Here is a 14,231-nt window from a genome sequence, read left to right as displayed (position 1 = left end):
CATCACGCTTTCCGAAGCGTCAAACTCGTCGTGCTGGGTGCTGATAACGATGGTGTCGATGGCCTCGGGGCGGTGGTCGTCGGAGTACCGAATGGTAACCTGGCTTTTGGCGTCGGGGCGCAGGTAAGGCATGTCGCGGCCTTCGCGGCGGATGGCGGCCAGCTCCTGAAGCAGGCGGTGCGACAGGTCGAGGGCCAGCGGCATGTAGTTGGCCGTTTCGTGGCTGGCGTAGCCGAACATCATGCCCTGGTCGCCGGCGCCCTGGTCTTCGTCTTTGGCACGCTCCACGCCCTGGTTGATGTCGGGCGACTGCTCGTGCAGGCGGTTCATCACCTCGCAAGTATCGGCGTTAAACAGGTACTCGGGCTTGTTGTACCCAATACGGCGGATAACTTCACGAACAATAGGCTCGGCTTCTACGCGTGCCTTCGACTTGATTTCGCCAGCTACCAGCGCGAAGTCTGTTGTAACGAGGGTTTCGCAGGCGACTTTGGAGGCAGGATCTTGGCGCAAATACTCGTCGAGGATAGCGTCCGAAATCTGGTCGGCTACTTTATCGGGGTGGCCTTCCGAAACAGATTCGGAAGTAAACAGGTACGGCATCAGTAGTAAATAAATGTTCAGCAGACGGGGCCGGTAGCCCCCGCCCTGCCACAGGGCAGGGCCGCAAAGCTACTATTTAGTTGGGAGTTGCAACAACTTGAATTTTTTGAAGGGCTCTGATTTTTGTTTTGGCGCAAAGAAAACTACTACGGAAAAGCCTTTCCTACTCAGTTCTTGGCTCCATTACCAGTTTGATCGGGTTTCAAATTTGCTTCAAACAACTTCAGAATGCGGCGGTACTCATCGGTCCACGAGCTAGGCTCCACGAAACCATGATCTTCGACGGGGTACACGGCTAACTCCCAATTCTCTTTTTTCAGCTCAATGAGACGCTGGCTAAGCCGCACGATGTCCTGGAAATGAACATTGGTATCGACCATGCCGTGGCACATAAGCAGGGCGCCTTTCAGGCCAGCGGCATAGTTGATGGGCGAAGACCGAGCGTAGGCCAGGGAATCGTTGTAGGGCTCGTTGAGAATGTTGTCGGTGTAGCCGTGGTTGTAGTGCGCCCAATCAGTGACGGAGCGGAGGGCGGCCCCGGCCCGAAACACGTCGGGTTGGGTGAACATGGCCATCAGGGTGATGAAGCCGCCGTAAGAGCCGCCGTAAATACCGATGCGCCGGGCACTGACCCCGTATTTACTGATAAGCAGTTTGGCCCCATCCAGCTGGTCTTGCAAGTCGAGGCCGCCCATGTGGCGGTAGATGCCGGTGCGCACGTTGCGGCCATAGCCCGCCGAGCCGCGGTAGTCGATATCGAGGACGGTGTAGCCGTTGTCGGCGAGCAGGTTGTGGAACATGTATTCGCGCGAGTATTGGCTCCACCACTTATGGGCGTTTTGCAGGTAGCCGGCGCCGTGCACGAAAATTACGGCCGGGCCCTGCGCCTGCGGGGTGGTCGGGCGGTAGAGCCGGGCGTATACGTCGGTGCCGTCCTGGGCTTTGAAACTGATAATTTCGGGCTTGCGCCACGGGTAGCTTTCAAACTCGGGCGTGGTACTGTGGGTGAGTTGGCGCATAGCGCCGGCTTTCAGCTTGTTGGGGAGTACGTATAGCTCCCAAGGCGAATTGGAAGAGCTGTAGCGCACAGCAAGCAGTTTTTCGTCGGGCGAAACGGTTACTTCATTTGCTCCCACAAGGCTGGTAATCTGTTGCAGCGGCCCTCCCTCCGCGCGCATGTGGTAGAAATGCAACTCGCCGGGGTGGTTGGCATTGGCCGTGAGGTACCACGTTTTTTTGTCGCGGCTGAGTTGGGCGTTTTGAATCTCGAACTTGCCGCTGGTCAGGGCTTTTTTCTGACTGGAAACCGCATCCACAGTGTAGAGGTGCGAGTAGCCTGTTTCTTCGCTGTGAAACCAGATGCGGCGGTTGTCGAGCCAGCCCACGTTGCCCTCATCGTAGCCAATGCCAGGGCCGTTGATCCAGGCTTCGTCACGCTGCCGGTCGAGCAAGGTGATTTTTTGGGTGGCGGGGTCGAGGGTTACAAGCCACCGGTCTTTGTTGTCGGCCGAGCGCACGACCAGTAACGACCGCTGCCCATCTTCCGACCAGAAAGGGCCGTAAGGTCGCACGGGTCGCGTTTCGGGGGTAACCTTCTGCTTGCGGGCGGCAGTTGCCTTGCTGGAATCGGCGGGCGGCGGGGCTTTGGCTGGAAGCTGATACTCTTTGCGGTAAGCGGGCTGTTCGTCGAGGCCTTTTAGCTCCCGGAAGCTTTGCGTGAAGGTGGTGTCCCGGGCTATGTCGTAAATTCCTAACTCGTAGGTGCTTTGCGGGGCGCCTACTTTGGTGCGGGAAGCCAGGTCTTCGGTGAAGCCCGATGCCGTAACAAAGCTGGGTACTACCGTGGACTTGGTGGTAGTGGGCTCCTGCACTAGCGTATAGGTGACAAAGCGGCCATCGGGGCTGAGTTGCGGGTCGCGCACGGTCTGCTGGCCGATGTAGATGGCCTTGGGGCGCAGGCGGGCCAGGGCGCGTTGCTGTTTTTCGCGGGCTTTCTGGTCTTGGTCGCGCTGCCGGAGCACTTCAAACAAGGCCCGCTGTTCGGCCCGCAGAAACCGATCTGACTGATCGAGCAATGGGCTACCGGGCTTGAAGCCGCGCCGGAAATCGGTGCGCTGGGCTGTTTCGCCGGTGGCAGGGTCCCAGGTGTACAGGTTTTGGGCGCGGGTGTAGGCAATCAATTTTCCCTGTTGGGCGAAGCCAGGGTCGGTTTCGCGCTCGGCCGTGTTGGTTACGCGCCGGGTTCGTTGGGTTTTTAGGTCGAGCAGGTAGATGTCCCCGTCCCGCTCGTAGACTTTGCGGGTGTACTTGGTATCGTAGCGGCCTTCGGTGGTAGGCAGGGCCCGTTGCGCCGCCGCGCTTACTTTGCGGGGGGTGCCACCCGCTGCCGATATCTGGTAGAGCGAGTCGCGCCGGTTTTTCTCGGGGTTCCAATTGAAATAAATCTGCTGGCTGTCCTGGCTCCAAGAGATACCCGATGGCGAGGTACCGAGCCACTGCGCCTGGTCGCGCATTATCTTTTCGACAGTAAGCGGAGTTAAGCTACCCGCGGGCGCGGCAGGCGTTTGGGCAAGAGCCGGGAAAGCAACGAGCAACAGCCCTAGACAGGAAAGAAAACGCATCGGTGGAATAGTAAACAAAACAACAGCGCAACCTACGCAACACCAAGCAAGGACACCTCGCTCGAACGGCTGTTGCAGGTAGGCCTTCTTCATACCAATAAGGGCATGGCTACAACCCACCTTTTTCCCAAGCGTGCAGCTCCGCCTCTAAATTATGCCGGGCCGCGGCGTCCAGCCGGGCACGATAACCGGGGGTCCGATAGAGTATCGGCGTCGTGAGTAGCTTTTCCAGCACTTTGCACCGTCCGCGCTGGTACAGCAGGTCGGGCACCAGCCGATATTCCTGGCGCACCTGCCGGGCGTACTGCCAATACTTTGTTTCGGGGGCTCCTAGAATGCCGAGGTCCGCGTCGAGGAACAGTTGCAAATCTGTATTATCATCGGGCTGGGTGTGGGTGTGGTCTTTGGTTCGCTCGATAAGCAGAGCCACTCGTCGCTGCCGGCTTTCCGAGAGCGTCGTTTCGGCCAGGAAGGCGGAGGCTAGTTCAGCACTTCGGATTTCATTGTCGGCGCGCAAAGGACTGTACACGGCATCGTGGAACCAGACGGCTAGCTGCACTACTGCTATATCGTGCAGTGTAGCCGCCTCATGCTCCACGGCATCAAGCACTATCTGCACGTGCCGTAGCGTATGGTAATGCCGGCCGGAGGCAGTGTAGGCGGCAGTCAATTGCTGAAGAGTTGCTTCCCGGCGCGCTTGGTCGGGGAGTAGCGGGGCCGTTAGCTGGTGCCATTGGGTGGCCAGAGTAGAGGTCATTAGAGAAGTGGCTTTCCGAAGAAAAAGCTAAATGTAGCGGTTAAGCAGAGCGTTCAAACCTACGCAGCATAGAGCACAAAAAAAGGGAGGAAAAGTCCTCCCTTTTTCCAAGTGATGTGGTTAGTTGAAATGTCGGCAACCCCAGTTCTGCGAGCGTATGTAAATGGGCGTAGCGCGAATAATTGAAGGTGGAAATAGTTGATGACCGATAAATAGGTCCATAGAAATACGAACTGGTTGCCGGACTAACTGCTGGTACTGCTGTCGAATCAATAGTCGCCGACTGAGCCCATGCTCCGTTGGCCGCAGCTAGCCAGATAAGAAGTGAAAACCAACGAACAGCATCAGTGAATTGCGCCCTAGAGCGCGGAAGTAGAGCTGTAAGCATATAAGGAATGAAGTGGATGAAAAATACAGCAGCTAGGATGGGTTGCTAAATACAAGCGCCACCATGAACAGTTATATACTATTATATCTAATCATAACCCTAAATTTTATCCCTATCCCGTTTCACCTTTTTCTTGCTTACGCCCTATACTATTTGTGTTTCCTGCTAGATGAGGCTGCACCGTAAGGATTTGGATGCCTTGCTTCTAAATAGCGTTCTGGAGCAGCTAGGGGCTGAAAGTTGAACTGCCGGTAGAGGCCATGCGCATCGAGGGTGGCCAGCAAATGGCGCCGCAAACCTTGCAGCTCGGGGTGGGCCCCTACTATCTGCATCAACCATTTCGAAAGCCCCCGCTTCCAAGTAAGCACGCAACACAAATACGTCGCAGAGCCAGGCGAAAGTAGCTTGGTCAGTCACCACCCGGGCAAAACCGGCTTGCTGACCATTGGGTGCATAAAGGCCAAAATTCAGGGAGTTGGCTATGGCCCGCGCAACGGTTTCGAGAGGTATATTTTTAGCTCAATACGACTCCTGAGACAAGTAGCGGTGAATAACGGCTATATCTAACCGGTTTGGATCGGTGCTGATTGCAAACTGGTCGTCGCGACGGTGCTCGGTGTGTGTCATTTTATTTGTGAAAACCGCAGAAAGTTGCACACGGTAGTTGGCCAGTTAAACCTTTCAGAATGGTTGAAAAACGTACCTAAAAAGCATTTAAGGTAAAAGTTCACTGCCTATGACCAGCAAATTTCAGCTGCAGGGTTCCAACTAAACTCATCCGCTAAATACTTTTTTGCGTTGACTGAGTTACTAACTATCTCAGTCCCTATAACATTTTTGCGGCCTATGAAATCTTTTGCTACTCTGCTTTTGCTTGGCGCTTTGGCGGTTCCGGCCGTTGCCCAGCAAGGCCCGGTGCTGGCCACCTATACCGTTGGCAGCACCACCGTTTCGGCGTCCGCCTTAACTAGCAACCTCGATACACCCTGGGAACTACTTTGGGGACCCGACAATTTTCTGTGGATGACGGAGCGGGCCGGCCGCATTAGCCGCATCGACCCTAATACCGGCCAACTTTTCCCGCTGCTTACAGTAACCGACGTGACGGAAACCGGCGAAAGTGGCCTGCTCGGGATGGTACTGCACCCCGACTTTGCCACCACGCCCTACGTGTACATTGTGTATAACTACACCGATGCGGGCACGCTCAAAGAAAAGCTGGTGCGCTACACCTATTCGGCAACTGCTAACACGCTCAGCAGCCCCCTGATTTTGCTTGGCAACATTACGGCCGTTACCACTCACAGCGGCTCCCGGCTGCTCATCCTCCCCGACCGCACGCTGCTCATGACCACCGGCGACGCCCAGCAGCGCCCGGATGCCCAGACGCCTTCTTCGCTGAACGGCAAAATCCTGCGTATGAACCTGGACGGCACCGTCCCGGCCGACAACCCCATAGCTGGCAGCCTTGTGTATACCCTCGGCCACCGCAACCCGCAGGGGCTGGTCCGGGCGCCATCGGGCCGCATTTATAGTTCCGAGCACGGAGAGAATGCCGAAGACGAAGTCAATATCATTGAGCCGAACCGCAACTACGGCTGGCCTACAGTGGAAGGACTGTGCAACCTGCCTGCTGAGCAAAGCTTTTGTACGGCCAACAATGTGCAGCAGCCTATTTTTACCTGGGCCCCTACCGTGGGGGCAGCGAGTATTACGTACTACGACCACCCTGCCATTCCGGGCTGGCGCAACAGCTTACTGGCGACCACGCTACGCGGCAGTAAACTCACGCAGATTCCGCTGGATGCTACCGGCACCACGGCCGGAGCGGGCGTATTTACTCTAACCAGCTTTGGGCGGCTCCGGTCCATTTGCGTGTCGCCGCAGGGGCGGGTGTACGTGGGCACCAGCAACCAAGATGGCCGCGCCACCCCCGCCGCCACCGACGACCGGATTCTGGTGCTGGAAAACCGGGCGTTTGTGCCTAATGCCGTAAAGAACGGCGCCTCCAGCCTACTTGAACTGTCGCCTAACCCTGCGGCCCAAACCGTGGCGGTGAAGCTGCCAGCCGCCGCCCCTACCCGCACTACCATTCAGCTGCGCGACGTGCTGGGCCGCACGGCGCGCACCATTCAGGTTACCACGGGTCAGCAGGAAGTGAGCGTAAACCTCAACGGCTTGCCGAGCGGCTTATACCTGGTGCAAACCCAGCTAGGCGACACGCAGTATACGCGCCGCCTAATGGTGGAATAACCGAGGATTTTGGCGCACACAACCCCAAGGGCAGTTCGCAGGTTCGCCACTTTGTACGCGTTGCCTGTTGAAGTAAGACGCTTGTGGAAATGATAGCAAACAAAAAGAGCGATGCCAAGCATCGCTCTTTTTGTTTGCAAACTAGACACCACTGCCTTAATCGAGGACAACTTTGCGGGTGATGGTGTGCTGGCCCACGCGCAGGCGCAGGGTGTAGAAGCCCTTGGCTAGGTGCGGCACCGCCAGCACCTGCGTGGCCGCGCCCCCGCGCAGCGGCACGGCCTGCACCAGCACCTGCTGGCCCAAGCTGTTGAAGAGCACGGCCTGCCCTTGCTTCTCGAGGCCGGCCCCACGCACGGCCAGGTTCAGCACCCCGTCGTGGCTGGGGTTGGGGTAGACTTGCACCTCCCCGTTGAGCAACGTCCCCTGCCCGGTACTCAGAATGGTGGAACGAACCTGGATGCTGAAAGTGCCCTGGAAGTCGTTGCTGCCAAAGCCCGACACCGACACGTAATAGGGGCCAGACGTCGTTGAAGCGGGAGCGGGCATCGACAAAGCTGCCGCTGTTGTGTTGGGGCCGATACTGGCTTGGCAGGCGAGCTGGGTGAAGGGGCCGTTGCAGCTTGCCGCCGAGAACACCCGTACCTGCCCCGCCGGATTGCCCGTGACGACTAGCTCATGGCTGCCGGACGGCGCAGTATAGCTGAACCACACGTCTTTGGGGGCGCTGGCCGTTGAACAGCCAGGATTGGCGTATCCGTTGGGCGTAGAAGTGGTAGCGCCAATGTTATTGGCCATGGTAGGAGTAGCTCCGAGCGTGAGCGGAATTGCGGCACAGGGCTCATCGTTTGGTGATGGCGCCAGCGTTGTACGGAAACAGGCACGCGTAGAGAAGGCGCTGGTACCGCTGGCCGGGTCGCATTCCTGCCGCACATAAAAGCAGTAATCCGTGGTGGGGGTCAGGCCCGTAAGCGTCCGGTTTAGCCCCGTGATACCTGTGATGCGGGTACCGGTTCCGAGAACAAAGTTCTGCGGACCATACTCCAGCGTGAAAGTGCCGCTCGGCATGGTCGCCCCCACTGTCCAGTTGAGCGTGGCCGAAGCAGAAGTGATTGCCGATGCCGATAATCCAACGGGAATCGGGCAGTTGCTTGGGGCCGTAAGGCAAATAGTAAACGGTGCCCCACCGTCGGCATTGCTGTAGTTGGAAATCTGCACGTAGTACGTCGTGCCTGGCGTGAGGGTGGTGCTGGTGAAGGCAGGCGCGGCGGAAGTGGCATTGGTTGAAGCCGAGCAACCGCCCATAACGGGCGTGAGAGCACCGGCGGCCATTGTAAACAGTCGAACAGAACCCGCTCCCAGACCCGCTACCGTGATGGTGGCCTCAACCGAGCCCCGACCAGAGGCCAGCGTCGTGAATTTGTACCACACATCTTTCGGAGCGGTGTTGTTGCCGCAGTTGCCCGGGTTGGTATAGCCATTGACAACCGTAGTGGAAGCCACGGTGTTGGAACCCGACACTGGACTAATGCAGTCGGCAGCAAAGTTGAGCGTTACGGCCCCGGCTGGCTCATCGTTGGCAGGAGCCACGTCGAAGGAGGCACAGACCTTGAAACGCCCAAACGTGTCGTTGCCATATTCCCAGGCCCGCACATAAATCGTTTCGCCGGCCAGACGGCCGGTGAGCGTAATCTTGGAAAACAAGCCATTGGAGCTACCATCGTCGTCGCAGGTAATGAGCGTCAGGTTTGAGCAGGCCCCCGAGTATAGAGCCAAGCCGGTATCACTGACAGCACTGCCCGCAATTGAATCGGTTTGCACAGTGATAACGCCGCTAGCGGGCACCACCAACGAATACCAGATGTCGCCGCCGTTGTAGCTGGCGCAACCTGGCGCGGGCACATTAGGCGTATCGGTAGCGCCCACATTGGTGCCCGTTACACTAGTGCAGCCCCCACCGGCAACCAGCGTTGGCAAAGCCTGCGCCGTCGTGCAATTGTCGTTGGCCGGGCCCGTAGGTGCGTTAGTTACGCAAATCGTGAACGTAGGCGTGCTAGGAACCGTGTTGCTGCTACTATAGAGGCGCAAGTAGTAAACCGTACCCACTGCAAGGCCTGATACCACCAGCCGCGAGCCGGTGCCACAGGCTACGCTAACGGAAGTGGCGCAGGTGCCCGAGCGAACTTCGACAACCGGCGTGAAGCTGGCGGTTGCTTGTATGATCTGGGACGTATTGGTGGCCGTAAAACGGTACCAAACGTCGGCGGCCGTGGTTGGGGGCGTGCCCGTACCGCACGTACCAGCCCCCAACGACTGCGTAGCGGCCTGTACCGTACCGCTCGTGGTGGTGCAGGTAGCGCCAGAAGTTAGCAACACGGCATTCGCGCAGTCGTCGTTGGCGGGCGGCAAGGCCAGGGTAGTAAAAGCCACCGGGCCGCTTTGCGCACTGTTGCCGTTGGTGGCACCGCAGTTCTGGGTTACATAGAACTGATAAGCGGTAGTCGGAACAAGCCCTGTAATAGTATAAGAGGTACCCGTAATGTTCGGCACGCGGGTACCCACCGCCGAGCCCGGCATAAAGCCAGTTGGCCCGTACTCCACGGTATAGGTATTGCCCGTACTGGTGCTGGTCCAGCTGACAGGTGCCGTAGTCGCCGTAATCAGGCCGACAGCTAAATTACGCGGCGCCGAACACGTAGGCACCGGCCCTGGCAGAAAGCGATAAAGCTGACCGGTAGCTGGCTTCGTGGCAATAGTGGTGGTTTCGGTGGTGCTGCTACTAGCCGGCGTAGCTGTTACATCGCTCAGGGAAAGAAAGCTGCCGGGGCCCGTTCCTGTCCCCGACAATCCAATGGAAGCTGAGCCGTTAGCCACTGGCCCCGCTTCCTGGCGGTACACAAACTCCACGCGGTTGGTTGTCTCATACAGCTTCACTTGGAAGGAAATCACGGGGGCAGCGGCCGTAAAATTCCATAGCCAGTTCAGCCACTGAAACGTGAATACTCGGTTGGGGGCCGTTCCGGTGGTTGCATAAGAGGCCGTACCCAACGTCCCATCCAGGTCGTCCCAGAGGGGCGCAATCAGCGGGCGAAGGTTAGCTGCTCCGGTTGCCAGACCATTGCCCACGCCTGAATTGTTGGCGCTCTGGTTGAAAGTAAGGAAGCCATTGGACGAAGCCCTAACCTGCGTCTGCGGCGCCCCATCGAAGACAAAGCTGAAGCCCAACGGAATACTTCCCGACAGGATATCATCGTCTTGAATAGCAGCAACGGCCGTACCCCCCGTGAGAGGCGTGAAAGTGCTGCCCATTGTGGGAGGCGCCAGCGTGTAAGTGCTCACATCCTGGGCTTGCGTTGGTTGCAAGGTCAGGTAAACGCCAACCATTGCCAACGCGACGCGCCAGATTTGCCTTTTAGCCCAAGAAGCGTGTAAACGTAATGCCATAGAGTAAAGAATTGAGTGTTAGTGAACAAGAGAAACCTATATACAAGGGACAGCGTCGAGCTTACCCCTTAGGCGTACTGTAGTAGCGCTGCCTAGCAGAGACATAAGCGCGTTAACCATCCTACTAGCTGAATACATCTCGCGCCGCATCTTCTTTTTTAAAGCAAGTTCTGCGCGGCAACTCTCCGTTAGCCAGCTGCGCCTACTGCCCATTAGTTTTAGTGGAAGCCCACATACGGGGTTTCCAACTAGGTGCTTTTATCTCGATAAATGGATGGGCAGGAAGCAGACTCTCTAAGAAATATAAAAAAGCAAGCATTACATAGTGTTTGCTCGGCTTTTCAATAAATAATTTATGGAATACGCCCTATTAAGCGTTCTGTGCACTTTGCTTTTTAATGATTGCAATAGCTTTTTCCAATAAATATTTCTCTTAAAAACAAGAGGTGGTAATTTCTAAATTGTTAAAGTTTTATTGACCGCCGATCTAATTAATCAGTTTGCCCGCAGGCCACCTCGAAATTTCAAGTAATCGTCATTAAGGCCATATGGCCACCCGTTTAGTTGATAAAACACACATAATCAGCCCGTTTTGCCCTACATTTTCTATTTGCGATTCTTAGTTACCGGGTAGCCGTTGTACCTGTGCAACGGCTCGGAAAGAACATGATTAATCCTGAGTAATATGGAAGTAACACAATCGCTTAGGCAAAAACTTTACTTTACTAATTTTTTTTATGGTCATTAGGAGAAATAGTTTTTATATTGACTCCATACTTTCCCACCATCCTGCGTTTTCACAATTTCCATCATCATCCATCCATCTATGCGTAAAAATTTACTTGTTAACACTCTTATTATGGTGCTGTGTTTGACCTTTTTCGGTCTTCACTCTGCCTTGGCTTCTCACTTCCAGGGGGGCGAATTAACTTACACTCCGGTTGCCGGGGTGCCCAACCGTTACAAAGTTATGTTGCGCATCTTTCGTGACTGCGGCGGCGCCGACTTGCCAACTAGTGTCAACTTGGTTTACCGCAATACGGGCTGCGCTGGCACCGGCACTACTATTCTAATGCCTTTGGTTGGCGGCAGCAGCATCGGCACACCCTACTGTACGGGGCCGGGAGCGCCAGTTGGCGGAAACCAGTGCGGAATTGGCTTGCCGACCAACTACCAAACCGGCCGCTTCGAAGCTACTATTATGCTGCCGCCTTCGGCCGAGTGGCGCCTGAGCGTGGAAGTAAATGCCCGCCCCACCCTCGCTAACGCGCAGGGTGACACCGACATGTATTACGAGGCTACGCTCAACAACCTCGTCGGCAGCCAGAGCATCATTAACAATTCAGCGAAGTTCGACAGCCTTAACGTTCCGATTCCGTTCGTTTGCCATCAGCAGCAAACGACCCTCAACTTCACCGCCACCGACGCCGACGGCGACGAACTGGTTTACTCCCTGACCGAGCCCCTGCAAGGCTGTAACGATCCACTGCCTTATCAGCCATTTGCCGCTGGTCCTTATGTCGACCTGACTGCTTCTAATGGGGGCAGCCCCTGCATCGGCACTTTGCCTGGCAATGGTGTGTATAGCGCTACTTTTCCAATTGCCTCTTTCTCTTTTACGGGCAGCTGCCCAGTGAAGACCGGCGTCCCGACGTTCCTGTTCAATCCTAGCATTGGTAGCTTCACCTTCACCCCTGCCTTCTACGAAAACGCAGTCAACAGCCCCAAAAACAAGTATGTGGTGGTGGGCAAAGTTTCCGAGTACCGGCGTGTTAATGGGGTTCGCACCCTCATAGGAACCGTCCGCCGCGACATTCTGGTGGTGGTTATCAGCTGCGCCAACGGGATTCCGGCTACGCCCGTGGCTAGCGGCAACCTCGTTAACTCGGGTGTGCAAATCGTTAATACTACCGATTCAACGTTCATTGTCGCCTCAACCTGCAACTACACCCGCGTACTGGTTCGCTTCACTGATCCTAACCCCAACGACCTCCTTTCGGTCACGTATCCGGCGCTGGTGGCTAGTTCGCCCGGCCAAACCACTTACCTGCCCGAAGACGTGGGTACCTTCCGCGTAGTAGGCAACGGTACCCGCCGGCCGGTGGGGGTGCTCGATCTTCAGCCAGACGTTTTTTATAGAGACCAGACGTTCCGTATTCCAGTGCAGGTTCGGGATAACGGCTGCCCTATCATTGGGCAACAGTCGCGGGTTATTGTGATTCTGGTGAAGGCGCGTAATCCGGCCCGCGTAGTGGCGGCGTCCAACAACACGTCCATTTGCGCGGGTACACCCGTTTCGCTGATGGCCACGCCCACTCGCCCCGACTCGGTGCTCCAGGGCATTGGCACCACCATGCCTATTCCGCGCACAGCAACATACACCTACCAGTGGGACCCGGCTAATGGCCTGGCAACGGCCGATATGAACAAGGCAAACATCACCGTAAGACCAACGCAAACCACTCGTTACCGGGTGCGGATCAACGCGCAGGACTTCCGGCAACAGCCTATTCCTACTTGTATTGATACGTCTTCCATCCTCGTGCGGGTAGCACCTGCGCTTACCGCTCGTTTCACGGTTGTTGGCCGGGCGGGCTTTACCTTAGAGGGTATCGCCGACAAAGAGCGGGTTCCGCCGCGCATTTTTACGTTCCAGAATACTTCGGTGGTGCCGCGCCCCACCAACCCCACCGATACGGCCGCTGTTACCTCCGTCTGGACCTACCAGCGCGTAGCCGATGTTAATAAGAACCCGGTTACGGGAGAGCCAGAGGTAGTCTTCTCGCGGCGTTTCACGCCCAATGAGCTGACCTTGCGCGAGGGAGGCACCTACCGCTTCAGGCTACGCATCAACAACCGTGTGGGCACCATCGACTGTACCCCGAGCGAAGCTATTCAGGAGCAGCTCGTGCGGGACTTCGACACGCCCAACGTTTTCACCCCCAACAAGGACGGTATGAACGACGTGTTCGTGCTAACCAGGGAAGAAACCGGCGCCAAAGTGCAGATTTTCAACCGCTGGGGCCGCTTGGTAAAGGAATCTGCCAACTACCAGAACGATTGGGATGGTGCCAACCAACCGGCTGGCGTGTACTACTATCTGCTCACCGACCGAAGCGGCAAAACCAGCAAAGGTTGGGTTGAGCTGGCTCGCTAATTTTTCAAGCAAGCAAAAAAGGGCGCTGCAGGTTGCAGTGCCCTTTTTTCGTTTATATGATGGGTTAATGACTGAGCAACTACCAACTGTACTAAAAGCCTAGCCGCATGGGTGTCATTCCGACGCAGGAGGAATCTGAATCAGGCCGTTAAGCGACTTTACTCAGATTCCTCCTGCGTCGGAATGACACCCATGCGGCTAGGCTTTTAGCACCCTCAAATACAGCCTACCTACGGTTTCTGGCGTCGCTAGCGGAACTGCTTGCGGCCGAGGACCTCCCCTTTGAAAGGGGTACTTCTAAAAGAGTGTAATTCTTGAAAACCATTTAAAGGTCTTGGCAGTATTTATACTGTGTTAAAAATAATTTTAGACACATCTAAAATCACTACCTTGTGTCTTCTTTAGTACCCGACTCTATGCCCCTTGTTACTGAAACTCCCCCGGCGCCCCCGGTACCCGCAGCTGTAGCGGAAACTGGCTGGCGGCGGGCGCGTAGTGGCAACTCCTTAAGCGAAGTATACGCCAGCATTAAAGTACCCACCCAAAACGCCTCGTTCTGGCGTAAGCTGTTAGCCTTTTGGGGGCCGGGCCTGATGGTAGCCGTCGGCTACATGGACCCCGGCAACTGGGCCACCGACCTCGCCGGCGGCTCTCAGTTCGGCTATACGCTGCTATCGGTTGTCTTGGTTTCCAATTTGTTTGCCATGCTGCTCCAGCACCTGGCCGCCAAGCTCGGCATTGTAACGGGCCGCGACCTGGCGCAGGCCTGCCGCGACCACTACTCGAAGCCCGTAGCCATGGTGCTGTGGTTTTTGTGCGAAATAGCCATTGCCGCCTGCGACCTGGCCGAAGTCATTGGCTCGGCCATTGCCCTGAACCTGCTTTTCGGCCTGCCATTGCCCTGGGGCGTGGTATTAACCATTTTGGACGTGCTGGTGGTTCTGTTTTTTCAAAACAAGGGTTTCCGCGTCATTGAAAGTATTGTGGCCGGTCTTATCGTCGTCATTT

Annotated in this window: 7 protein-coding genes; 3 read left to right on the top strand and 4 right to left on the bottom strand. The window is 56.4% G+C overall.

The window, feature by feature from the left end:
* From VF639_RS20810 to VF639_RS20800, 3 genes are all read right to left on the bottom strand, one after another.
* A partial coding sequence (locus tag VF639_RS20810) for an S-adenosylmethionine synthetase N-terminal domain-containing protein (protein WP_331147871.1) occupies positions 1–603 on the bottom strand: 603 nt, incomplete at its 3' end.
* A gap of 167 nt (positions 604–770) precedes the next feature.
* Positions 771–3,224, bottom strand: coding sequence for a S9 family peptidase (locus VF639_RS20805; protein WP_331147870.1), 2,454 nt, complete (start codon positions 3,222–3,224; stop codon positions 771–773).
* 109 nt (positions 3,225–3,333) lie between these two features.
* Positions 3,334–3,981 carry an HD domain-containing protein gene (locus VF639_RS20800; RefSeq protein ID WP_331147869.1) on the bottom strand — a complete coding sequence of 216 codons (648 nt, stop codon included), beginning with the start codon at positions 3,979–3,981 and terminating at the stop codon, positions 3,334–3,336.
* A gap of 1,234 nt (positions 3,982–5,215) precedes the next feature.
* On the opposite strand from VF639_RS20800, the gene VF639_RS20795 reads away from it, so the two are divergent.
* A complete protein-coding gene (locus tag VF639_RS20795; RefSeq protein WP_331147868.1) occupies positions 5,216–6,622 on the top strand; it encodes a PQQ-dependent sugar dehydrogenase in 1,407 nt (468 codons plus the stop codon).
* A 156-nt stretch (positions 6,623–6,778) separates the two neighbouring features.
* Here VF639_RS20795 and VF639_RS20790 read toward each other — a convergent pair whose 3' ends face one another.
* The gene (locus VF639_RS20790; protein WP_331147867.1) at positions 6,779–10,066 is read right to left on the bottom strand and encodes a fibronectin type III domain-containing protein; all 3,288 of its coding nucleotides are present in this window, start codon (positions 10,064–10,066) and stop codon (positions 6,779–6,781) included.
* Positions 10,067–10,892: 826 nt separating this feature from the next.
* Here VF639_RS20790 and VF639_RS20785 point away from each other — a divergent pair.
* Positions 10,893–13,223, top strand: coding sequence for a T9SS type B sorting domain-containing protein (locus VF639_RS20785; protein ID WP_331147866.1), 2,331 nt, complete (start codon positions 10,893–10,895; stop codon positions 13,221–13,223).
* 416 nt (positions 13,224–13,639) lie between these two features.
* The coding region (locus VF639_RS20780) for an Nramp family divalent metal transporter (protein WP_331147865.1) at positions 13,640–14,231 on the top strand (592 nt) is incomplete at its 3' end.

The organism is Hymenobacter sp. (assembly GCF_036387835.1).
In the GTDB taxonomy this organism is placed as follows: Bacteria; Bacteroidota; Bacteroidia; order Cytophagales; family Hymenobacteraceae; genus Hymenobacter.
Note: the sequence above shows the minus strand (reverse complement) of the source record. Positions and strands in the feature narration are given on the sequence as shown.

Excerpts from the sequence above, each read along its gene's own strand:
- VF639_RS20805 (WP_331147870.1), bottom strand. The coding sequence starts at position 3,224 with ATGCGTTTTCTTTCCTGTCTAGGGCTGTTGCTCGTTGCTTTCCCGGCT.
- VF639_RS20800 (WP_331147869.1), bottom strand. The coding sequence starts at position 3,981 with ATGACCTCTACTCTGGCCACCCAATGGCACCAGCTAACGGCCCCGCTA.
- VF639_RS20795 (WP_331147868.1), top strand. The coding sequence starts at position 5,216 with ATGAAATCTTTTGCTACTCTGCTTTTGCTTGGCGCTTTGGCGGTTCCG.
- VF639_RS20790 (WP_331147867.1), bottom strand. The coding sequence starts at position 10,066 with ATGGCATTACGTTTACACGCTTCTTGGGCTAAAAGGCAAATCTGGCGC.
- VF639_RS20785 (WP_331147866.1), top strand. The coding sequence starts at position 10,893 with ATGCGTAAAAATTTACTTGTTAACACTCTTATTATGGTGCTGTGTTTG.